Source organism: Aliivibrio wodanis (assembly GCF_052920805.1).
Window position 1 is genome coordinate 2,967,927 of the sequence record NZ_JBREXA010000002.1, and the last position, 22,166, is coordinate 2,990,092.

The window sequence follows — 22,166 nt, forward strand, 5'->3', positions numbered from 1 at the left end:
GTTCGTACAGCTTAGCCTTTAAAATAATGAATAGATGATAAACAAGCTGACCTAATAAGTAAAAAGGTTAAGCTAGTTCTGATGAGTTTTGACCCTAATTTTTGAATCTAGTTGCATTCTCGTATAGATTTTTAAAGATCTACGGGTATAAAAAAGCCAATATCTTAAGTTAGATATTGGCGATAATTTATCTATAGAGCTACAAATTAGAGTTAAGCAGCATTTAGTAGCTCTTTTGCGTTAGCTAAAGTATGGTCTGTTATTTGTGTACCACCTAATAAACGGGCTAGCTCTTCAATGCGCTCTTCAGTGCTTAATGCTCGCATTTGAGTTTCTGTTTTTCCTGAGTCGGTATGCTTAGCAACAAATAATTGGTTATGCCCACAACCTGCTACTTGAGGTAAATGCGTAACACATAATACTTGAGTCGATTCTCCAAGAGTGCGTAGCATTTTTCCTACTACAGCAGCGGTTGGCCCACTAATACCCACATCTACTTCATCAAAAATAAGGCTTGGTGTATCTACTTTCTGAGCCGTAATTACTTGAATCGCTAAAGAGATACGAGATAACTCACCACCAAGAGGCAACTTTTGCAATTGGGTGTAATGGTTGGCCTGGGTTGGTTGAGACTTTAAAGCAAAGAGTATCAATCCCAAGTGGTGATATTTTATTAACGCCATCACTTTCAATCTGAATATCGAATACCGCTTTTTCCATGCTTAATGTTTGCATGCTTTCGGTTATTTTATTGTTTAGCTCTTTGGCGTAACGCTGGCGACTCTTAGTCAGTTTATGGGCGGCTTCTAAGAAGTGCTGTTTTAGCTCTTCAACTTCTTGCTCGCGTTGTTCACGTTTTTCATCTGAACAATCAAGGCGATCGTATTCAGCTAATAGTTGTTGATGGTGTTCATACAATTCATCAGCAAGTACGTGGTGTTTCTTTGCCATCGACATGACTTTGCTGAATCGTTCTTCAACAAAGGCTATTTGTGCAGGATCAACATCAATACAATCTAAATAATTTTTAAGCTCATGATTTGCTTCTTCAACTTGAATCATCGCTTCATTAAGCATTTCAGATAAAGGAGCCAGTTGAGGGTCTAGCTGACCCAGTTGCTGAAGGTGGTTATTTGCATGTTGAAGTTGCTGTAATGCATTAACGTCGTCACCTTCATAAAGTATAGAAATAGCTTGTTGACAGTGCTCAACTAAATCACCAGAGTTAGACAGGCGTGTATGCTCTTCTTCTAACTGTGCAAACTCTTCTTCGCCTAGAGCTAATTCATTTAGTTCTTTTATTTGATATTCGATTAATTGCTTTTGTGCTTCATTTTGCAGACTGTTCTTGATGAGTTGTTTTAAAGAATTATCAGCTTGTCGCCATGCTTGATAGCGGCTACGTGTTTTATTTAGTAGGGAAACGTGCCCTGCGTATTGATCAAGCATATTTAACTGATATTCAGGTTTCATTAATTCATGGTGTGCATGTTGGCCATGAATATTAATTAATAAGTGACCTAATGTTTTAAGCTGTGTTGCAGGAACAGGGCTACCATTAATAAAGCCGCGAGAACGGCCTTCTTTAGTAATGACTCGGCGTAAAATACATTCATTACCATCATAGAGTTCATTATCTTCTAACCAACGCTTGGCATTAAGGTTATTTTCTAATGTGAAGAGTACGGTGATCTCTGCTTTCTCTTCTCCTTGGCGAACCATAGAAGCTTCAGCGCGATCACCTAAACATAAACCAAGAGCATCAATTGCAATAGATTTACCTGCGCCAGTCTCACCAGTAATGGTGGTCATGCCTTTAGTTAAATCAAGCTCTAATGATTTTACAATTGCGAAATGAGTAATTTTGATATGTGCCAACATAAGCCATTCTCTGTGAAATTCAAACACTAAAAACACTGTATAAAGAAACAGTATATACTGTTTCTTTATACAGTAAAGTCTAAATTAACTTTTTGTGAATAGCTTATCTTTATTTATGTAGCGAGATTAGAATAGTTTACTTGACCAACCAAGCTTATTTCTAAGTACATGATAGTAGCTATAATCTTTTGGGTGGATAAGTTTTAGCTTACTTGGACTTTGATAAATATGTACTTCATCACCAGGACTAACAGGTAAAGATACTTGTCCATCACAACTGACTTCTAATGCATTGCGATTATCGGGCGAAATAAATAATTTAATATGACGCTTTCCCTCAACAACTAATGGTCGACTTGAAAGGGTGTGTGGAAACATAGGTACAATCGAAATAGCATTCAGGTTAGGTGAAAGGATTGGTCCACCACCAGATAAAGAATATGCAGTTGAGCCAGTAGGTGTTGAGATTATCAACCCATCAGATCGTTGTGAGAAGGCAAAACTGTCATCAATATAAACTTCAAACTCAATCATATGGGCGACTTGCCCAGGGTGAAGAACCACCTCATTAAAGGCGGAGTTGTGGCTTTTTACTTGCCCATGGCGATGAACTTCAGCTTCTAATAAAAAGCGTTCTTCCTTAACAAACTCACCATTTAATACGGCTTCTAGTGGTACTTTAAAATTATCAGGATCAAGATCAGTTAAGAAACCAAGGTTCCCTCTATTAACTCCAATGACTGAAATATCAAAACGAGATAGGACACGAGCAGCGCCAAGCATATTGCCGTCACCACCAATAACAATGGCGAGATCGGCTAGTTCACCTAGCTTTAAGAGATGATTAAAACAGTCATCAGGGATATCAGGTAGCGCCTCACGTAAACGATCATCTATTAATACTGGATAGTTTAATCCAGTGAGCCAGTGATAGAGGGCTAAATGTGTTTTTACGGCACTTGGATCTCTTGGTTTACCAATGATTGCGATAACGTTAAAGGCTGTTTTCATATCCATCATCCGTCATGAAATGGGCAACAAATGTTACAATTAGTACTATTATGCTTGAATCGCTTTATTTAGTCCCCATAATAATGACAAAGTTTTAATTTGCTTATAGAGCGACGCCTTGGTTTATATTAAGATCGCTTTATAGCTAGTCATTAGCATTCTGGAGAAGCAGTAATGAATAACGAAGATAAAAAAGTAAACGAAGAAGTCGTAGTTGAAGATCATATTGAAGCGGTTGGTACTGAAGGCGATGTTGAATGGAATGAATCTTCAGAAGATAACCAAGAAGCAAAAATTGCGGAACTAGAAGCGGCATTACTTGCAACTCAAGCGCAGCTTAAAGACCAGCAAGATGCGGTTTTACGTGCAAAAGCTGAAGAGCAAAATGTACGTCGTCGTGCTGAAGGCGATATCGATAAAGCGCGTAAATATGCGTTGAAAAAATTCGCAGGTGAGCTACTTCCTGTTATTGATAATTTAGAGCGTGCTCTTGAGAATGGCGATAAAGAAAATGAAGCGGCAAAAGCATTGCTTGAAGGCGTTGAATTAACACTACAAACGTTTATTTCAACCGTTGAAAAGTTTGGTCTTACGATGATTAACCCTGTTGGTGAAGTATTTAACCCTGAGCTTCATCAAGCTATTGGTATGCAAGCAAGTCCAGAGCATGAGTCAAACACAGTAATGATTGTGATGCAAAAAGGCTACTCATTAAATGAGCAAGTACTTCGCCCAGCAATGGTTATGGTTGCTCAATAATAGCTGCGATTAAATAGTCACAATAAATAAAACGGCATCAGAGATGATGTCGTTTTTTTTGTTCTGGTGAAAATAAAATTGATTTTTTTTATTGTATCCCTTGAATTGTGATTTAGCGCCCTTATTAATTAGTCATAGAATGAATTATGGGATTCAGTCCCAACCCTTATTCAAGTTGTTTTGGATAAGTTTAAATAGATAATTGGAGAGAACCTGATGGGTAAGATCATTGGTATTGACTTAGGTACAACTAACTCTTGTGTTGCTGTTTTAGATGGCGACACGCCACGTATTTTAGAGAATGCAGAGGGTGAACGTACAACGGCATCGGTAATTGCATACACAGATGGCGAAACTCTTGTAGGTCAGCCAGCTAAACGTCAAGCGATTACTAACCCACAAAACACATTATTTGCGATTAAGCGTCTGATCGGCCGTCGTTTTGAAGACGAAGAAGTTCAACGTGATATCGAAATCATGCCGTACAAAATCGTTAAAGCTGATAACGGTGATGCTTGGGTTGAAGCGCAAGGTCAAAAAATGGCTGCTCCTCAAGTTTCTGCTGAAATTCTTAAGAAAATGAAGAAAACAGCTGAAGATTTCCTAGGCGAAGAAGTAACTGGCGCAGTAGTAACTGTACCTGCTTACTTTAACGATGCTCAACGTCAAGCAACGAAAGATGCTGGCCGTATCGCAGGTCTTGATGTTAAACGTATCATCAACGAACCAACAGCAGCAGCGCTAGCTTACGGTCTAGACAAAAAAGGCGGCGATCGCACTATCGCAGTATACGACCTTGGTGGTGGTACATTCGATATTTCTATCATTGAAATCGACAACGTTGATGGCGAGCAAACTTTCGAAGTTCTTGCTACAAACGGCGACACTCACCTAGGTGGTGAAGATTTCGATAACCGTATGATCAACTTCCTAGTAGATGAGTTTAAGAAAGAGCAAGGCATCGACCTTAAAACTGATCCTCTAGCAATGCAGCGTGTTAAAGAAGCAGCAGAAAAAGCGAAGATTGAACTGTCTTCAGCTCAACAAACTGACGTAAACCTTCCTTACGTTACTGCTGATGCAACAGGTCCTAAGCACATGAACGTTAAAGTTACGCGTGCAAAACTAGAATCTCTAGTTGAAGACCTAGTAGTTCGTACTCTTGAACCACTAAAAGTTGCTCTAGCTGATGCTGATTTATCAGTAAGCGAAATCACTGACGTAATCCTAGTTGGTGGCCAAACACGTATGCCTATGGTTCAAGCTAAAGTTGCTGATTTCTTCGGTAAAGAAGCTCGCCGTGACGTAAACCCTGATGAAGCAGTAGCAATGGGTGCTGCAGTTCAAGGTGGCGTACTAGCTGGTGACGTTAAAGATGTACTTCTTCTAGATGTTACTCCTCTATCTTTCGGTATCGAAACGATGGGTGGTGTAATGACTAAACTAATCGAGAAGAACACAACGATCCCAACTAAAGCGGACCAAACGTTCTCAACGGCTGAAGATAACCAAAGTGCGGTAACAATCCACGTACTTCAAGGTGAGCGTAAGCAAGCGACATACAACAAATCTCTAGGTCAATTTAACCTAGAAGGTATCCAAGCAGCACCACGTGGCATGCCACAAATCGAAGTAACTTTCGATCTAGATGCTGATGGTATCTTAAACGTATCTGCAAAAGATAAGACAACAGGCAAAGAGCAGAAGATCACTATCAAAGCATCTGGTGGCTTAACTCCTGAAGAAATCGAAGCAATGGTACAAGAAGCTGAAGCTAACAAAGACGCGGACAAAAAGTTCGAAGAGCTAGTAACAGCACGTAACCAAGCGGATCAAATGATCCACGGTACGAAGAAACAAATCGAAGAAGCAGGCGATGCACTTCCAGCTGACGAGAAAGAAAAAATCGAAGCAGCAATCAAAGCACTAGAAGAAGTTAAATCTGGTGATGATAAAGAAGTTATCGATGCGAAAACTCAAGAGCTAATGCAAGCAGCACAAAAGCTAATGGAAATCGCTCAACAGAAAGCTCAAGCACAACAAGGTGCTGAAGCGGGTGAGCAACCTAAGCAAGAAGATGATGTAGTAGACGCTGAGTTCGAAGAAGTTAAAGACAAATAATTGAGATTTAGTCGCTAGAAAGCTCGATTCCTGTGTCGGAAGTGCTCATTTGCGTTCGCAAACTCCGCGCTTCCTCCTTGGACTCAAACTTTCTAGCTTATAAATCAACAATTATTTCTAATTAGAAACTGATGTTTTTTATTAGAATTCTTCGTTGAAAATATATTGCGGGCGTTGGAGTTTTCTCTACCGCCCGCAAATTCGTAATTAATAGGTCAATCTAGATAATCATTCTCGAACGTTGAACCTGATTATCTAGATTGAACTCATGCCGATGGTGTAGTAACCGGCGGTATCAAAAATTGGTGACCAAAGCATGTCTAAACGTGATTTATATGAAGTATTGGGTGTAAGCCGTGATGCTTCTGAGCGTGATATTAAGAAAGCCTATAAACGTCTAGCGATGAAATTTCACCCTGACCGTAATCAGGGTGATGAAACTGCGCCAGAAAAGTTTAAAGAAGTAAAAGTTGCGTATGAGATCTTAACGGATGCTCAAAAGCGTTCAGCTTATGATCAATACGGTCATGCAGCCTTTGAACAAGGTGGTATGGGCGGTGGCGGCGGCTTTGGCGGCGGTCAAGGTGACTTTGGCGATATCTTTGGTGATGTGTTTGGTGACATTTTTGGTGGCGGCCGTCGTGGCGGTGGTCAACAACGTGCACAGCGCGGTTCAGATTTACGTTACAACATGGAACTTACGCTAGAAGAAGCAGTTCGTGGTTGTGATAAAGAAATTGAAGTACCAACATTAGTTTCTTGTGATCCATGTGAAGGTACAGGCGCTAAGAAAGGAACCTCTTCATCAACTTGTAGCACTTGTCATGGTCACGGCCAAGTTCAAATGCGCCAAGGTTTCTTTGCTGTGCAACAGGCTTGTCCTACTTGTCACGGTAAAGGCAAGATTATTAAAGACCCATGTAATTCTTGTCATGGTGAAGGTCGAGTACAAAAGACTAAAACGCTTAATGTTAAGATCCCATCAGGGGTTGATACTGGCGACCGTATTCGTCTATCTAATGAAGGTGAAGCGGGAGAGCATGGTGCTCCGGCAGGCGATCTGTATGTACAAGTTCATGTAAAAGAGCACAATATCTTTGAGCGTGACGGTAACAACTTATACTGTGAAGTACCAGTAAGCTTTACGATGGCTGCATTAGGTGGCGAAGTTGAAGTTCCAACTCTTGATGGCCGTGTAAGCTTAAAAGTGCCTTTAGAAACTCAAACGGGACGTATGTTCCGTATGCGTGGTAAAGGTGTGAAAGGCGTTCGTACTCATAGTGCGGGTGACTTAATCGTTAAGCTGATTGTTGAAACTCCAGTTAAGCTAACGAAACGTCAAAAAGAACTTCTGCAAGAGTTCCAAGAATCATTTGATGGAAAAGATGCGAAGAAGCACAATCCTAAATCAGAAGGTTTCTTATCTGGTGTTAAGAACTTTTTTGATGATTTAACTAAATAATTTTAGTTAATCCATAATTTAAAGCCTCAATAATAACAATGGTTTATTATTGGGGCTTTTTTATATCTATAGCTTTATTTTTTACACTTTTTTGACTTACTATAATACAGTTAGCTTATTATGTGACCAATTAATTTGTCCTATTATACGGATCTTGAGAATCAATTTATGAGCATCTTTAAAAATAAATGGCCGCTATTCGCTGTTTTATTATTAAGTTCAACCATTGCTAACGCTGAAATTATGGAAAGTGGAAGAACAACTCCTAGTTTCAAGCAAGACGCAGCCTCTATCCGTCACACCTATGAAACTCAGCTCTATACCTTATCTGCATTTAAAGCGGGCCATTATGGTTTACGCATGTACCGTCAAACGATGGATCCTAAATATTCAGCGGCGGTTTGGTCTGATATGGCGCGAGTGGCAAGTCGACTTAATCAATTCTCTTCAGAAGTTCATACGCCGAAACAGATTGAAGCGTACTCAAAGAAACGCTTAAGTACCTATGTAGATGATACTGATGTTCGCAGTATGTTGCGTTATCAAGCGACTAAATCTATGCCTGAATATTTTTATCTTGGTGTCGATTTACTTGGTTCAATGGCAAGAGCCGACGAGTACGGATTAAAACATCGGAATGATAAAGAACTGCGTGAGATCATTCGTCGTTATGATTTTAAAAAATACGCGACAGATGAAGCGATGATAAAAGCGTGGGCAGCTCAACTAGCAAACCAAGTCTATTGGTTACGTCAATTGGGTGAACAAGATGTGGTTGATGATTTTGTAGAAGCGTTTAAATTAGCTTATCCAGATGAGAAAGATACAGAACTTACTAAGCAGCAATATGGTAATAAAATCTACGGATTAACGCATATTTTATTGGCTGATTCTCAATATTATCAATATCCATTAAAAGAGTCTGATCATCAATGGATATACGATTACCTGCGTAATAATATTGATACTATTTTAGAAAGAGCCAAAGAAGACATTATTTCAGAAGTAGGAATTACCTTCTTACTGGCAGGGTTAGAAAATGATCCTGTAGTTTATAAAATGCAAAAACATATTCAAGATGCGATTAACCGTGAGAAGAATATGGTGCCATCTACATCAAATAGTACTGATTTAACTGATGGTGAGCATCGTAATGTGTTAGCGATAATGTTGCTTGATTGGCAAACGCCACATGCCGCGCCAACGATTCAAAATGAACCAAAGGTATTTAAAAGTAAGCCCTATGGTCTTGTGAAAAAATAAAAAAACGCCCAGAGATAATGATATCGCTGGGCGTTTTTATTTCAATCAGTTCAAGTGATTAGCTGTTATTACGCTAGGCCTTGAAGCTTAACGAATTTTTCTAATAACTCTTCTTCTGTTTCTACGTTGTTTGGATCTGAAACGACACAATTGTTGATTGGGCAAACCGACTGACAGGTAGGAACATCGTAATGGCCTTTACATTCAGTACAGAGATCTGGATTAATTTCGTAGATCTTGTCGCCCATGGTGATCGCTTCGTTTGGACACTCAGGATCACACATATCACAGTTGATGCATTTTTTATTGATCAATAACGCCATTACTTACTGCCGTGTGGGTTACGAGTATCTTCACCCGTGTGTAAGTTACGCATTAGAAGACCGTATTCTAAATCAACGTTTGCAGGAACAGGGATGAATACAAAGTGGCCGTTGCCTTTTGCTGCATCAACTGCTTCGCTCTTACGGTTTTCCATCACTTCTAGTGTCAGTGTTAAGTTGCCTTGTGGAGTCATGATCTCAACTGAGTCACCCACTAGGAATTTGTTTTTAACATCAACTTCCGCTAAATCACCACGACGTTTACCTGTGAACTCACCAACGAATTGTTGAGAGTCAGAGATAGAGTAACCGTAATCGTAGTTTTGGTACGTATCATGTGTGTGACGACGTAGGAAACCTTCAGTGTAACCACGGTGAGCTAGGCTCTCTAGCGTCCCCATTAGGCTTTCATCGAATGGTTTACCAGCAACCGCATCATCAATCGCTTTACGATAAACTTGAGCAGTACGAGCACAGTAGTAGAAAGACTTAGTACGACCTTCGATTTTAAGAGAGTGAACACCCATCTTCGTTAGACGCTCTACGTGTTGGATAGCACGAAGATCTTTAGAGTTCATGATGTAAGTACCATGCTCGTCTTCAAATGCTGCCATTTTCTCTTCAGGGCGATGTGCTTCAGAAAGAAGAACGACTTCATCCGTTGGTTTACCTAGACCTAATGTGTTATCTGGACGCTCGTTTTGAACCTCCACATCTTGGATCTCAACACCTGTAGGATTAGCTTCAACGATTTGACCGTTTTCGTCTTCTTTTGCTTCTTCAGCTTTGTATTCCCAACGACATGCATTAGTACATGTACCTTGGTTTGGATCGCGCTTGTTCATGTAACCAGAAAGCAGGCAGCGACCAGAGTACGCCATGCATAATGCACCGTGTACAAAAATTTCTAGTTCTGTATCAGGACAGTGTTCACGGATCTCTTCAATTTCTTCTAGTGATAATTCACGAGATAAGATCACACGCTCAACACCTTGAGTAGACCAGAATTTCACTGTCGCCCAGTTAACTGCGTTAGCTTGAACTGACAGATGAATAACTACTTCAGGGAAAGCTTCACGAACCATCATGATTAAACCAGGATCTGACATGATTAAGGCGTCAGGGCCCATTGCTACAATTGGCTCTAAATCACGAATGAAGGTTTTTAATTTTGAGTTATGTGGTTGGATATTACATACCACATACAGCTTTTTACCTTGCGCGTGCGCTTCGTTAATGCCGATTTCTAGGTTTTCATGGTTGAATTCATTGTTACGAACACGAAGGCTGTAACGTGGCTGGCCTGCATAAACCGCATCTGCACCGTAGGCAAACGCATAACGCATATTTTTAAGGCTGCCCGCAGGCGAAAGTAGTTCTGGTTTAAACATGATTGCTTCCCAATGTTGTATTCTGATCTCAGGTCAGGTCATATCACATGGATATGAAGGAGGCCGGATTTTACATGGAAAGTGAGGGAAGTGCTAGGGATTAGCAAAATTGAGCTTGTATTTTATAGGGGCATTAGCCTAGGAGCTATACGCTACGCTAACTAGAAACTATAAGAGCAGACAGCGTATTGCTTTTATAGTTTCTAGACGCGAAGCGTTATAGTTAGTGAAGCGTATCGTCTTATTCTTTCTCTTCAATGCCACCAAGAGCTTTGAAAAGATCAGGTAGCAGAGCATCAAGTTCAGAGCTCATTAAAGAGAAATCAGCATCAAAACGTGCTGCTTTATCTTCAAAACCAATATCTTCGTTTTGATCTTTTACATCATCGCTGAATTTAAGGCGTTTTAATGATAAATCATCAGCAAGGATGAACTCTAAACGGTCTTGCCAAGTTAGTGCTAACTTAGTCACAACTTTGTTCGCATCAATATGAGCATGGATCTCATCACATACTAATTCTTGTTGCTTGCAACGGATCACGCCGCCATCTTCTAAAATTGCTTTTAGTTCCGCTTCTTCACCCATTTCAAAACCTTGAGGAGTCGTGCCTGTTTTAACCCACTCAGTTAATGCATTTTCAATAGGTTGCGTTGAAGTAAGAGGAACAACAGGTAAGCTGCCGATAGATTTACGAAGCAACGCTAATACGTCTTCCGCTTTTTTGTAACTACCTGCATCAACAATAATAAAGCCAGATTCAGGCAAGATTAATGCGTAGGTTTGTTGGTGTTTACTGAATGCACGAGGAAGAAGATCAATTACGATGTCATCTTTGATAGAGTCTTTCTCTTTTTTCTTAAGAGGGCGACCTTGTTCAAGCTCCATAGCATCAATTTTTGCATTCATTGATTCTTTAATCACAGACGCAGGCAACATCTTCTCTTCTTTCTTAGCACAGATAAGAATATTTTTGCTTGCTACGTGAGTCAGCATATCACCATGACGGCCCATTGCAGTTACCCAGCCAAACTTTTGCATATCTTGGCTGCCACAAGGTGTGAAACGAAAATCGTTCAGTTGTTTTTCAAGTTGCTCAGGATTGAGGTCAACTTCTTTTGTAAAACGATAAATTAAACAATTTTTAAACCACATCATGCTGTTGAATTCCTGTCTTTTTTAAGTGCGCTTATGATAGGAGATTTTGACACATTATGCTTGTAGAGTTTTCGGGATTTTGGGGAAATACCCATAAGGTTGAAAATCAATGATGAATTTATGAACTTTTCTTTTCAATGGTCACAAAAGTGTCATAATTACCTTTAATAATAGCGTCACACATTTTTGTTGGTTAACTTAGGTAAAAGATAATGTCTAGAAGGATCCTTGTCGTAGAAGATGAAGCCCCAATTCGTGAAATGCTGTGCTTTGTTTTAGAGCAGAAAGGCTATGAACCAATTGAAGCAGAAGATTATGATACTGCGCTTGGTTTACTCTGCGAACCTTACCCTGATTTAATTTTGTTAGATTGGATGTTGCCAGGTGGCTCAGGCATCAATTTGATTAAACACCTTAAGCGTGATGAGTTCACTAAAAAGATCCCAGTGGTAATGCTAACCGCTCGTGGTGAAGAAGAAGATAAAGTTCGAGGCCTTGAAGTCGGTGCGGACGATTACATAACTAAACCATTCTCACCAAAAGAATTAATGGCGCGTTTAAAAGCGGTTATTCGTCGTGTATCACCTACCTCTGTTGAAGAATTGATTGATGTACAAGGTTTGAAATTAGACCCTGTTTCTCATCGTGTTACAGCGAATGATAAGCCGTTAGATATGGGGCCAACTGAATTTAAAATGCTGCATTTCTTTATGACGCATCAAGAACGAGTGTATAGCCGTGAACAGCTATTGAATAACGTGTGGGGTACTAATGTGTACGTAGAAGATCGCACTGTTGATGTTCATATTCGTCGTCTTCGTAAAGCGTTAGAGGCGGAAGGTCATGATCGTTTAGTGCAAACCGTTCGTGGTGCAGGTTATCGTTTCTCTGTTCAAACGTCGTAAATCATAATAACTATAAGTGAAGGATAAAATACATGGTTGAACGTCTTTCATGGAAAAAAATGGCCGGTGAACTGGCTTTTTTCTATGTACCTTGGGTTATTGTCGGGTATCTGTTTGATGCGTTATGGCCATTATTGTTTATTGCTTCATTTATTTTATTAATTTGGCATTTGCATAACCAAATTAAAATGTCTCATTGGTTGCATGAAGGGCGTAAGGCAACGCCTCCCTCAGCGTCAGGAAGTTGGGAGCCTATTTTTGATGAGACTTATCGTTTACAAAAAAGACATAAAAAGCGTCGTAAAGAATTATCAACGTTAATTCGTCGCTTTAGGCAAGGGGCTGAAGCGCTGCCTGATGCGGTGGTGGTTTTTCGTCATGAAGGTAATATTGTGTGGTGTAACACCTTGGCACAATCTTTACTGGGTTTTCGTTGGCCTAGTGATTCAGGACAGCCGATTACTAATTTGATCCGCACACCTGATTTTGTTCAATATTTAATGGCTCAGCATTTTGATATTCCATTAGATATGCCCTCACCAATTAACACAGATAAGACACTTGAGATCCGTATTGTGCCGTACAGTGAAGGTGAATATTTGATGGTGGTGCGTGATGTTACCCAAATTAAGCAATTAGAGGGAATGCGCCGTAACTTCTTTGCTAACGTGTCTCATGAATTACGAACCCCTATGACGGTACTTCGTGGTTATCTAGAAATGTCAGAAGACCCTGAGATGCTTGTTGGACCAATGTGGAATCGAGCGCATGGTGTGATGACTGAGCAATTGTCTCGAATGGAAGGTTTAGTTGAGCAGCTACTTACGTTATCAAAAATAGAAGCGGCTGCAACCTCAATGTTAGAAGATCGTGTTGATGTGCCATCTATGTTAGATATTTTAGAAAAAGAAGCGCTTGCGCTCAGTGGTGAAAGAAAGCATATCATTACTTTTAATGTGGATCATGATCTTAAAGTACAAGGTGATGAAGACCAATTACGCAGTGCGATTTCAAACTTAGTGTATAACGCGGTTAAGCATACTACTGATGGCGCAGAGATTATGGTTGAGTGGAAAAAAGCACAATCTGGCGCACTTTTAACGGTAACGGATTCTGGTCAAGGAATTGAGCCACAGCACATCCCTCGTTTAACAGAGCGCTTTTATCGGGTAGATAAAGCGCGTTCAAGAGATACGGGCGGGAGTGGTCTTGGCCTTGCCATTGTAAAACATGCACTTAGTCATCACGATTCGCAATTAGAAATTCAGAGCCAATTGGGCAAAGGTAGCACCTTCTCATTTGTTCTTCCAAAGAAATTGATATTAAAATAGGGCCTCATGAACATTATGTCTAGCAAACAACAAAGATGGCTACGGGGTTTGATCCCTGTGGGATTACTTTGGTTGGGGTTTATACATAATGCCTATTCTTATGATGGAAAGTTAGCTCATTATGAACGTGTATCTGGTATCTCTGGTAATTTGTCTTCCATCGGTTCTGATACTCTCGCAAATATGATGACACTTTGGGCGGAAGATTTTCAACGGGTCTATCCCAGAGTTAATATTCAAATTCAAGCATCAGGGTCATCAACCGCTCCTCCTGCTCTTATTGAAAGTACGGCACAATTTGGGCCAATGAGTCGGCGAATGCGGCAAAGTGAAAAAGCCGCTTTTGAACGACAATTTGGTTACCCACCTACTGAAATCCGAGTTGCTATTGATGCCCTCGGAATTTTTGTTCATCAGGATAACCCCATTAAAGGGTTAGACTTTATTCAACTTGATGCCATATTTTCAGCCACATTACGTTGTGGTGCGTTAAAACCGATTAATCGGTGGAAAGATTTAGGAATCAAGGCTCGTTGGGCTACGCATCAAATTCAACTGTTTGGTCGTAATTCAGTTTCTGGTACTTATGGTTATTTTAAAAATAATGCACTGTGTGACGGAGATTTTAAGGTCAATGTTAATGAGCAGCCGGGCTCTGCTTCAGTGGTTCAAGGCATTTCCGCTTCTGTTAATGGTATTGGTTATTCAGGCGTTGGTTATCAAATGTCTGGAGTGAAATTATTGCCCATCAGTAAAGAAGGAACAGATTACATTGAGCCAACAACGGATAATATAACCAGTGGTAAATATCCCTTAGCTCGCTTCTTATATATCTACATAAATAAGCCGCCAACAGCAAAGCTTAAGCCTTTAGAAGCAGAGTTTATTCGTTATATGCTTTCTGCTAATGGACAAAAAAGAGTAGAGCAAGATGGGTACATTGCACTATCTGAGCGATTTGTTTTACAAGAATTATCCAAATTAGATTTACACTAAACTGTCATTATAGTGTCACTCACATAATGAAATATAAAATGGCTATCAATAATTAAGTACAGAGGTTAATCCATCATGGCATACGCCAAACCTAATCAGAGAATTCGAGATAAACAACGCCGTGTTGTTGATCTGATTATGCGCGTGTGGGTGAAATCCAGTGGCGTAGGGATCATCGCAGCCCTTATGCTTATTTGCTTTTATTTATTAGCGGTTATTGCTCCTATTTTTACTTCAGTGAATGTTGAACCTACTTCCCAATATACCGTTTCTTACCATGATAACACGCTAGCAATAGGCTCAGATGAGCAAGGGGAAATGGCGTATCGTATTGATGATACTGGGCGTGTTGAGTTTATTGATCTCATTAATAAAAAATTAGTGAGTGAACAACAAATCATTAAAAATGCAACAGCCTTTACCTCAACGATTGAAAGCCAAGATTGGTTTGCATTTGGTGATGATAAAGGGCAGGTTCAGTTTGCCCAAATTGGTTTTCAAACCAATTATTCAAAAGGTAATCGCCAACTTATTCCTCTAGTTGAAAAGTTTGCGCCATTTCCTGTGATTAAAGTGGATGAAAAACAGCAAGCATTAACCCAATTAGCATTAAGCCTAACCGCAACAGAAGGCGTTATTTTAGCTAAAACACAAGATGAACGTTTATTAGGTATAGAGCTTGATAGTGTGGTTAATCAAATGACAGGAGAAACGGTATGGGAAGCAGTACCTATCACATTTGAGCAAACTGGTTCAGATAAAATTGATGCCTTACTTTCAATGGTGATAACCCCTAATAATGATTTTTTGTATTTGTTGTATCAGCATGAACTTCAAGTGTGGATGTTAAAAGATCATCAAGCCAATTTACGTGAACGTATTCCGTTAAAAGAATCAGCACAAAAACTGACATTATTATCCGGTGCTCATTCGGTTTTGGTTCAGTTTGAAAATGGTACATTGTCCCAATGGTTTGATACGATAAGTGATGAAAAGCGTCGATTAACGCTGATCCGTACTTTTGATTTTGGTACGCCAATTTCGCAGTTATCACCAGAAGTATATCGAAAAGGTGTCAGTGTTATTGATGAAAAAGGGAATTTGTCACTTATTCATACCACGACAGAAAAAAGACTTTATCGTCAGCACTTATTTAATGATGAGGTACTTGCTGTTACTCAACCACCGAATGCAGAAAAGCTTATTGTTTTGACTCCAAAAGGGTGGGAATGTTTTGAAGTAACAAACCCTCATCCAGAAGTCAGTATGCAATCTGTCTTTGGACAAATATGGTATGAAGGATATCCAGAGCCGGCTTATATTTGGCAATCAACCGCAGCTAACGATGATTTTGAATCTAAATTCAGTTTAATGCCACTGGCGTTTGGTACACTTAAAGCTGCCTTTTATGCTTTAATTTTTGCAGGTCCGATAGCCATTGGTAGTGCAATTTATACGGCGTATTTCATGTCTGCCAATGTTCGTCGATATGTCAAACCAACCATTGAAATAATGGAAGCATTACCTACGGTGATTATTGGTTTGTTAGCGGGTATTTGGCTTGCCCCTATTGTTGAAAATAATTTAGTTGCCGTCTTTAGTTTATTTGTATTCTTCCCTTTGAGTATGATCATTATTGCGTTTATTTGGCACATATTACCTGCTCATATCATGAGGAAATTACCTAGAGGTCAACATGCAATCCTACTTATTCCTGCGCTAATTGGAATTGGATATCTTACTTTTCAATATGGTTATTTGATTGAAAGTTGGTTATTTGATGGGGATTTACGACACTTTCTTGGTGATCGGAGGGTTGGCTACGATCAACGTAATGCATTGGTGGTAGGGATCGCGATGGGAGCGGCTATTATTCCTACTATTTATACTATTGCTGAAGATGCGATTTTTTCAGTACCTAAACATTTATCTGAAGGCTCATTAGCATTAGGGGCGACGCAATGGCAAACCTTAACTAAAGTCGTCTTGTTGACCGCAAGCCCTGGTATTTTTTCTGCGGTGATGATGGGATTAGGGCGTGCGGTAGGCGAAACGATGATTGTATTAATGGCAACGGGTAATACCCCAATTATGGACGGTAATATTTTAGAAGGCATGAGAACTCTTGCTGCGAATATTGCGATTGAAATGCCAGAATCTGAAATGGGAAGCACTCACTTTAGAATGCTTTTCTTAGCCGCCTTTTTATTATTTGTTTTTACTTTTTTCGTTAACTCATTGGCAGAATGGATACGCCAAGGATTACGTGAAAAGTACCGCAGTTTATAGGTTGGTCGATATGACGGTGAATAATGAAACATTGGATTAAATCTGGATCTCCTTGGATATGGTTGACTGCAGGTTCTGTGAGTATCAGCATGATTTCTGTGCTTGGCATATTATTGCTGATTGGTTGGAAAGGGCTCTCTTATTTTTGGCCTACACCACTACAAGAGTGGCACACAATAGATGGTAAGGTTATTGTCGGCCAATTGTATGATGTTGAAAAATTTCATGGTAAAGATGCAGAGCATCAAGAGCGTTTAATCATCAAGGTAGGAAATCGAGATATTTATGGGTTTGATTTTATTAATATCGATCAAGATAAGATCCAATCAGTAAGTAAGCCTTCTGCTCTTGTTGTTGTTGATAGGCTTCAGCATGGTAAGTTTTTTGGCACCATCATAGAAACGTCTAATGGGCTAGAGCTTACGCGTCAACAAGCAGAATCTTGGGTTCGTAGTGAAAAAGCTAAAGTCGATCTGTTAGAGCAAGAGCAACATAAGTTGTATGGTTTACTTGATGACTTACCGAACTCTGATTTATCCAAGAATGAGAAAGTTAAAAAAGAGAGTTTATTAAATCAGCAAGTGGACTCTATTTTAACGCAGTTAAATTATAGCTATCTGATACTTAAAGACGGGCAAGGTACTATTTATCAATTAAATAGTGATAATGTACTTGGTATCTGGTTCCCTAATGCAATGTCTTTACAAGAAAAAATCATACATTGGCTTGGGGCATTGTATGATTTTGTTAGTGAAAATCCAAGAGAAGCTAACTCGGAAGGAGGGGTGTTTCCTGCGATTTTTGGTACCATTTTATTAGTTCTGTTAATGTCAGTTATTGTAATGCCGTTAGGTGTGATAGCAGCAATTTATTTACATGAATACGCAAAGCCAAATATGCTAACAAGGTTAGTCCGTATTGCCGTGATTAACTTAGCTGGTGTGCCGTCGATTGTTTATGGTGTGTTTGGTTTAGGCTTTTTCGTTTATGTGGTGGGTGGGACGATTGACCAGCTGTTTTATTCAACCCAACTGCCTACGCCAACGTTTGGTACGCCGGGTTTATTATGGTCGGCACTGACATTGGCTATCTTAACGTTGCCTGTTGTTATTGTGGCGACAGAGGAAGGTTTAAGTCGTATACCAAGTTCAGTGCGCCATGGCTCATTAGCATTAGGGGCAACTCAATTTGAAACCTTGTGGAAAATCGTTTTGCCTATGGCAAGCCCTGCGATCATGACGGGGTTGATATTAGCGGTGGCAAGGGCAGCTGGTGAGGTGGCACCACTGATGTTGGTCGGTGTTGTGAAATTAGCTCCTTCTTTACCTGTAGATAATGTTGCGCCTTATTTGCACTTAGATCGTAAATTTATGCACCTTGGATATCATATTTATGACGTTGGTTTCCAAAGTCCAAATGTGGAAGCAGCAAGGCCTATTGTGTACGCGACGGCTTTTTTGTTGGTCACTGTTATTATTGGATTAAACCTAACGGCTATCGCTATTCGTAATAATCTACGAGAGAAATATCGAACACTGGAGTTGTAATTATATGTATTCATTATCACCGGATCTCTCGTTTTTATCGCCAATAGACGTAAATAATTTATCGGATGAAAATACGGCGATAGAGATCAATAATCTCAGTTTGAAGTATGATAAAACCCCTGCGTTATCTAATATTGATATGCGCATACCTAAAGGGCAAGTGACGGCGTTTATTGGGCCATCAGGCTGTGGTAAATCTACGTTATTACGCTGCATTAATCGAATGAATGATTTGGTTGATAATTGCAAAATCAAAGGCTCAATTAAGTTGTTTGGTGATGATATTTATCAACCAAATACTGATATCCCTTCATTACGTCGTCGTGTCGGGATGGTGTTTCAGCGCCCAAATCCATTTCCTAAATCAATTTATGAGAATGTTGTTTACGGTTTACGTTTACAAGGGATTAAAGAAGCGCGAATATTAGATGAAGCGGTAGAAGACGCATTAAAAGCCGCAGCATTATGGGATGAGGTAAAACATCGATTGCATGAAAATGCCTTTGGATTATCAGGTGGTCAGCAGCAACGTTTAGTCATTGCTAGAGCAATAGCTATTGAGCCAGAAGTATTATTATTAGATGAGCCAACGTCTGCATTGGATCCTATTTCTACCCTGACGATTGAAGAGCTTATCTATGAGCTAAAAAGTAAATATACCGTAGTTATCGTGACGCATAATATGCAGCAAGCTGCACGAGTGAGTGATCACACGGCTTTTATTAATCAAGGTAAATTGGTTGAATATGGTAATGCAAATACCATTTTTACTTCTCCAGTGCACAAACAAACAGAAGATTACATTACAGGCCGTTATGGGTAATTAGCTCATCATAGTCAAACTAAAAATAAGGACATACCATGCAACTTGGTCGACATATATCAGGCCAATTCAACTCCGAACTAGAAGCTATTAGAACTCATGTATTAACCATGGGAGGTATGGTTGAGCAGCAGCTTACCTATGCATTGGAAGCGCTGCATAATCACGATGCTGAATTAGCAAAACGTGTGATGCACGAAGATCATAAAGTCAATGCTATGGAAGTCGCTATTGATGAAGCCTGCACAAGGATTATTGCAAAACGTCAGCCAACAGCGAGTGATCTACGTTTAGTAATGGCTATTATTAAAACCATTATGGATTTAGAACGCATTGGTGATGTAGCTTCTCAAATCGCAAAAGTATCTTTAGAAAACTTTACCAATAAGCAGCATTCATTACTTGTTTCTTTAGAGTTGCTAGGTCGTCAGTCGGTAAAAATGATGCACTCTGTTCTTGATGCATATGCTCGAATGGATGTAAAAGCAGCGACGGAAGCATATAAATTTGATGATAGAATTGATGCCGAATATGAAGCGGTAGTTCGCCAATTAATGACGTACATGATGGAAGATCCAAGCTCTATTCCGAGTGTGATGAAAGTAATGTGGGCTGCTCGTGCTATTGAGCGAGTGGGAGACCGCTGTCAGAATATTTGTGAATATATTATTTACTTTGTGAAAGGTAAAGATGTTCGTCATATTGGTGATCAAAATATTGATGATGTAATTAAATAAAAATCTTTTACTCTTTGATTTTAGCCCTGAAAATAATGGGGTGGTTTCATTACCATGAAATCGCACCATTATATAATATCAACCCAAATAAGAGCTTGTTCAATAAGTGATTCTAACTGGTATCATTAAATTGCTACTTAAAAAGTAAATGTTATACCAATATTGAAGTTAGTAGATAAATCATAAGGAATGTAAGTCTCACTCATTGGGAAGTAATTAAGGTCAACACCCGCTCTTAACCCTAGGTGGTCAGTTGCTTGGAAAACATAAGATGCGCCAATGCTTGAACCTAATGCACTTTCTTTTGTAGTTTCACCACTTTTAGTTTTCTTACCATCATAATCTGCAAGACCGATCTCAAGCTGCATACCATGCATTTTTGATACGCCAAACATTTGTTGAACACCAAAACGGTATGAGTCGATGGTTTCATCATACATAGAGCTGCTATAAACGGTTCGTCCATAACTGATAAACGCCGCATCAAAGCCTAAAGCATCAGTAACACCCGCTTGAATGCCAAAGCCGCCGTAAGGACCGATTTTAATTTCAGGAGAAAGGTGGAAGTCATTAGCAAAAGTATTGGCGCTAAATAGAGTTGCGATAGCAAGAACTAGGTGTGATTTTTTCATATTGGATACTCTCTCATAATGATTTTAAGCATCCGTGCTCTGTTTGATTTTTAATTGTTTTGATGGCGCTATAATAAGAAATAATTGGATGTATCACTAATCACGAGTGCTTATCTTGCTCATAACCAATACTTATTAATGGGTATAGATTTGAGTTGTAAGGAATAAAAATTTCAAATACTGAATAACTAGAGGGGGAGTTACTACTAGGTAAGGTTATTGAGCTTTTATCATCGACTTTATGCTTATATATAAGATAAATAATGGAATGATGAGCATGGATAATAAGGTCATATTATATAATTCCAATTATAATTATTGAAAGCATCAGTGCTTGTTGGTGGCATTCCTAGCCGATGAGAGAAGTATATGGAATGTACGTTAAAGCCTCCAATCCCTTAAAAGAATGGAGGCTTTAACGTTTAGTTATTAATGAGAGAGAAGAATAGACCTAATAACTAAAAGTTATCATTGAGTAGGGATTGAAGGATTTGCTTTAGCCATAACATCGTTGGGTTATTGCGATTTTTGTGGTGATAATAAGCACAGACTTTAGGATTAATATCTTGATTATCAAAAAGTATTTTAAGGCTTCTTAGTTGATGTTTATGTTCAATATCTAAAAATTTAGAAGCAGGGAACATCATGTCCGAGTTATTAACAATATCGATAACCGCAGAAGGTACTTCTGATCTAAAACCAATATTAGCTTCTAGTCCTTTTATTTTTAGAATCTTTTCAGCCAAGGATTGATGAGAATTCCAATCAACAGCAATTACGGTGGCTAATTCAAAATTTACACCATCTTTAACTTCGATTTTGTTTCCTTCATAAGGGTGATCTTTTCTTATATAGCCAGTAAATCGATCTTGAGCAATAGGTTTTTGAATAAGCTCTTTTGGTGCATGGCTGATCTCGTAGTTTGACCCTAATTGGATCTCATTATTAATAATGTCAGTCATAGTAGACTTAGACCAATTTAATAATTGTACCTGTACATGAGGAGCTTCTGCTCGTATGGCTTGAAATAATTTATTAGCAATAGAACTTAAAAGAAAAGGGGAAAGTGCAATTTTAATCACACCTTCAAGTTCTTGAGGGTTAAACTCATTACTTTCATTTAATGTAGAAGATAGCTCATCAAGTATTGGTGAAATGCTTTCTGCTAATTGGTTAGCATATTCAGTAGCACGAAGGCCGTGATGAGTTTTGACGAATAGTTCATCATTCAAATGGTCACGTAAGCGTTGTAAGGCTTTACTGATCGCGGGCTGAGAAACAAAAAGTCGCTCGGAAGCTTGGCGCATATTTCTTTCTTGGTGCAGAATAATAAAGGTTCTTAAAAGGTTAAGATCTAAGTTAGAAAATACGTCTTTAGCCATGAGTACACTCCTTTGAATACCATTTCATTTGAGCAGACAATAAAGATTTGGTAAAGAAAAAAAACTCAGAATGGGAATAAAGGAGGCAAGTTACTAAATCGGTAGTATGACAAAGAACAATATTAAATCGTAGGTATTAATAATAAAGTGCCCTACC

At 39.2% G+C, this 22,166-nt stretch carries 17 protein-coding genes and 1 pseudogene; 11 read left to right on the forward strand and 7 right to left on the reverse strand.

The features are described 5' to 3' along the window. Positions 1 to 212 precede the first annotated feature (212 nt). Together recN and nadK are read right to left on the reverse strand one after the other, a co-directional pair. A pseudogene (gene recN / locus ACU5DF_RS21815) lies at positions 213 to 1,881 on the reverse strand (DNA repair protein RecN). Positions 1,882 to 2,007: 126 nt separating this feature from the next. Then, positions 2,008 to 2,892, reverse strand: a complete 885-nt coding sequence (nadK, locus tag ACU5DF_RS21820) for an NAD(+) kinase (RefSeq protein ID WP_045102762.1) — start codon at positions 2,890 to 2,892, stop codon at positions 2,008 to 2,010. A gap of 174 nt (positions 2,893 to 3,066) precedes the next feature. Here nadK and grpE point away from each other — a divergent pair, with 174 nt between their 5' ends. From grpE to ACU5DF_RS21840, 4 genes are all read left to right on the forward strand, one after another. Continuing rightward, on the forward strand, positions 3,067 to 3,651 hold the full coding sequence (grpE, locus tag ACU5DF_RS21825) for a nucleotide exchange factor GrpE (protein WP_045102761.1): 585 nt from the start codon (positions 3,067 to 3,069) through the stop codon (positions 3,649 to 3,651). A gap of 216 nt (positions 3,652 to 3,867) precedes the next feature. Then, positions 3,868 to 5,772, forward strand: a complete 1,905-nt coding sequence (gene dnaK, locus ACU5DF_RS21830) for a molecular chaperone DnaK (protein WP_446714156.1) — start codon at positions 3,868 to 3,870, stop codon at positions 5,770 to 5,772. Positions 5,773 to 6,088: 316 nt separating this feature from the next. Further along, a complete protein-coding gene (gene dnaJ, locus ACU5DF_RS21835; RefSeq protein WP_045102759.1) occupies positions 6,089 to 7,234 on the forward strand; it encodes a molecular chaperone DnaJ in 1,146 nt (381 codons plus the stop codon). A gap of 168 nt (positions 7,235 to 7,402) precedes the next feature. After that, complete coding sequence (locus tag ACU5DF_RS21840) at positions 7,403 to 8,497, forward strand: DUF3541 domain-containing protein (protein ID WP_446714157.1); 1,095 nt, start codon at positions 7,403 to 7,405, stop codon at positions 8,495 to 8,497. 68 nt (positions 8,498 to 8,565) lie between these two features. Here the strand turns inward: ACU5DF_RS21840 and ACU5DF_RS21845 are convergent, their stop codons facing one another. The 3 genes from ACU5DF_RS21845 to rdgC form a co-directional block, all read right to left on the reverse strand. Then, on the reverse strand, positions 8,566 to 8,820 hold the full coding sequence (locus tag ACU5DF_RS21845; RefSeq protein ID WP_045102757.1) for a YfhL family 4Fe-4S dicluster ferredoxin: 255 nt from the start codon (positions 8,818 to 8,820) through the stop codon (positions 8,566 to 8,568). Continuing rightward, positions 8,820 to 10,211 carry a prephenate-dependent tRNA uridine(34) hydroxylase TrhP gene (gene trhP, locus ACU5DF_RS21850; RefSeq protein WP_122034421.1) on the reverse strand — a complete coding sequence of 464 codons (1,392 nt, stop codon included), beginning with the start codon at positions 10,209 to 10,211 and terminating at the stop codon, positions 8,820 to 8,822. Before trhP ends, ACU5DF_RS21845 begins: the two co-directional genes overlap by 1 nt. 241 nt (positions 10,212 to 10,452) lie before the next feature. Continuing rightward, on the reverse strand, positions 10,453 to 11,364 hold the full coding sequence (gene rdgC / locus ACU5DF_RS21855; protein WP_446714293.1) for a recombination-associated protein RdgC: 912 nt from the start codon (positions 11,362 to 11,364) through the stop codon (positions 10,453 to 10,455). A 215-nt stretch (positions 11,365 to 11,579) separates the two neighbouring features. Between rdgC and phoB the strand changes: the two genes are divergently transcribed. The 7 genes from phoB to phoU all read left to right on the forward strand — a co-directional run bounded on the left by phoB (position 11,580) and on the right by phoU (position 19,995). Next, complete coding sequence (phoB, locus tag ACU5DF_RS21860; RefSeq protein WP_446714158.1) at positions 11,580 to 12,272, forward strand: phosphate regulon transcriptional regulator PhoB; 693 nt, start codon at positions 11,580 to 11,582, stop codon at positions 12,270 to 12,272. A gap of 32 nt (positions 12,273 to 12,304) precedes the next feature. After that, positions 12,305 to 13,603 carry a phosphate regulon sensor histidine kinase PhoR gene (gene phoR / locus ACU5DF_RS21865; RefSeq protein WP_446714159.1) on the forward strand — a complete coding sequence of 433 codons (1,299 nt, stop codon included), beginning with the start codon at positions 12,305 to 12,307 and terminating at the stop codon, positions 13,601 to 13,603. Positions 13,604 to 13,618: 15 nt separating this feature from the next. After that, on the forward strand, positions 13,619 to 14,599 hold the full coding sequence (locus tag ACU5DF_RS21870; protein WP_446714294.1) for a PstS family phosphate ABC transporter substrate-binding protein: 981 nt from the start codon (positions 13,619 to 13,621) through the stop codon (positions 14,597 to 14,599). A gap of 75 nt (positions 14,600 to 14,674) precedes the next feature. After that, the gene (locus ACU5DF_RS21875; protein WP_446714160.1) at positions 14,675 to 16,888 is read left to right on the forward strand and encodes an ABC transporter permease subunit; all 2,214 of its coding nucleotides are present in this window, start codon (positions 14,675 to 14,677) and stop codon (positions 16,886 to 16,888) included. A 23-nt stretch (positions 16,889 to 16,911) separates the two neighbouring features. Next, positions 16,912 to 18,435 carry a phosphate ABC transporter permease PstA gene (pstA, locus tag ACU5DF_RS21880; RefSeq protein ID WP_446714161.1) on the forward strand — a complete coding sequence of 508 codons (1,524 nt, stop codon included), beginning with the start codon at positions 16,912 to 16,914 and terminating at the stop codon, positions 18,433 to 18,435. Between the two features lie 4 nt (positions 18,436 to 18,439). Beyond that, a complete protein-coding gene (pstB, locus tag ACU5DF_RS21885; protein ID WP_446714162.1) occupies positions 18,440 to 19,258 on the forward strand; it encodes a phosphate ABC transporter ATP-binding protein PstB in 819 nt (272 codons plus the stop codon). Positions 19,259 to 19,296: 38 nt separating this feature from the next. Beyond that, the gene (gene phoU, locus ACU5DF_RS21890) at positions 19,297 to 19,995 is read left to right on the forward strand and encodes a phosphate signaling complex protein PhoU (RefSeq protein ID WP_446714163.1); all 699 of its coding nucleotides are present in this window, start codon (positions 19,297 to 19,299) and stop codon (positions 19,993 to 19,995) included. 137 nt (positions 19,996 to 20,132) lie between these two features. Here phoU and ACU5DF_RS21895 read toward each other — a convergent pair whose 3' ends face one another. Both ACU5DF_RS21895 and ACU5DF_RS21900 read right to left on the reverse strand, forming a co-directional pair. Beyond that, positions 20,133 to 20,627: a hypothetical protein gene (locus ACU5DF_RS21895; protein ID WP_446714164.1), complete on the reverse strand. Its 495-nt coding sequence runs from the start codon at positions 20,625 to 20,627 to the stop codon at positions 20,133 to 20,135. Between the two features lie 458 nt (positions 20,628 to 21,085). After that, positions 21,086 to 22,009 carry a LysR family transcriptional regulator gene (locus tag ACU5DF_RS21900; protein ID WP_446714165.1) on the reverse strand — a complete coding sequence of 308 codons (924 nt, stop codon included), beginning with the start codon at positions 22,007 to 22,009 and terminating at the stop codon, positions 21,086 to 21,088. Positions 22,010 to 22,166 lie beyond the last annotated feature (157 nt).

Bases quoted from the DNA above. Each gene is read 5' to 3' on its own strand.
- nadK (WP_045102762.1), bottom strand. From the start codon at position 2,892: ATGAAAACAGCCTTTAACGTTATCGCAATCATTGGTAAACCAAGAGAT.
- grpE (WP_045102761.1), top strand. From the start codon at position 3,067: ATGAATAACGAAGATAAAAAAGTAAACGAAGAAGTCGTAGTTGAAGAT.
- dnaK (WP_446714156.1), top strand. From the start codon at position 3,868: ATGGGTAAGATCATTGGTATTGACTTAGGTACAACTAACTCTTGTGTT.
- dnaJ (WP_045102759.1), top strand. From the start codon at position 6,089: ATGTCTAAACGTGATTTATATGAAGTATTGGGTGTAAGCCGTGATGCT.
- ACU5DF_RS21840 (WP_446714157.1), top strand. From the start codon at position 7,403: ATGAGCATCTTTAAAAATAAATGGCCGCTATTCGCTGTTTTATTATTA.
- ACU5DF_RS21845 (WP_045102757.1), bottom strand. From the start codon at position 8,820: ATGGCGTTATTGATCAATAAAAAATGCATCAACTGTGATATGTGTGAT.
- trhP (WP_122034421.1), bottom strand. From the start codon at position 10,211: ATGTTTAAACCAGAACTACTTTCGCCTGCGGGCAGCCTTAAAAATATG.
- rdgC (WP_446714293.1), bottom strand. From the start codon at position 11,364: ATGTGGTTTAAAAATTGTTTAATTTATCGTTTTACAAAAGAAGTTGAC.
- phoB (WP_446714158.1), top strand. From the start codon at position 11,580: ATGTCTAGAAGGATCCTTGTCGTAGAAGATGAAGCCCCAATTCGTGAA.
- phoR (WP_446714159.1), top strand. From the start codon at position 12,305: ATGGTTGAACGTCTTTCATGGAAAAAAATGGCCGGTGAACTGGCTTTT.
- ACU5DF_RS21870 (WP_446714294.1), top strand. From the start codon at position 13,619: ATGTCTAGCAAACAACAAAGATGGCTACGGGGTTTGATCCCTGTGGGA.
- ACU5DF_RS21875 (WP_446714160.1), top strand. From the start codon at position 14,675: ATGGCATACGCCAAACCTAATCAGAGAATTCGAGATAAACAACGCCGT.
- pstA (WP_446714161.1), top strand. From the start codon at position 16,912: ATGAAACATTGGATTAAATCTGGATCTCCTTGGATATGGTTGACTGCA.
- pstB (WP_446714162.1), top strand. From the start codon at position 18,440: ATGTATTCATTATCACCGGATCTCTCGTTTTTATCGCCAATAGACGTA.
- phoU (WP_446714163.1), top strand. From the start codon at position 19,297: ATGCAACTTGGTCGACATATATCAGGCCAATTCAACTCCGAACTAGAA.
- ACU5DF_RS21895 (WP_446714164.1), bottom strand. From the start codon at position 20,627: ATGAAAAAATCACACCTAGTTCTTGCTATCGCAACTCTATTTAGCGCC.
- ACU5DF_RS21900 (WP_446714165.1), bottom strand. From the start codon at position 22,009: ATGGCTAAAGACGTATTTTCTAACTTAGATCTTAACCTTTTAAGAACC.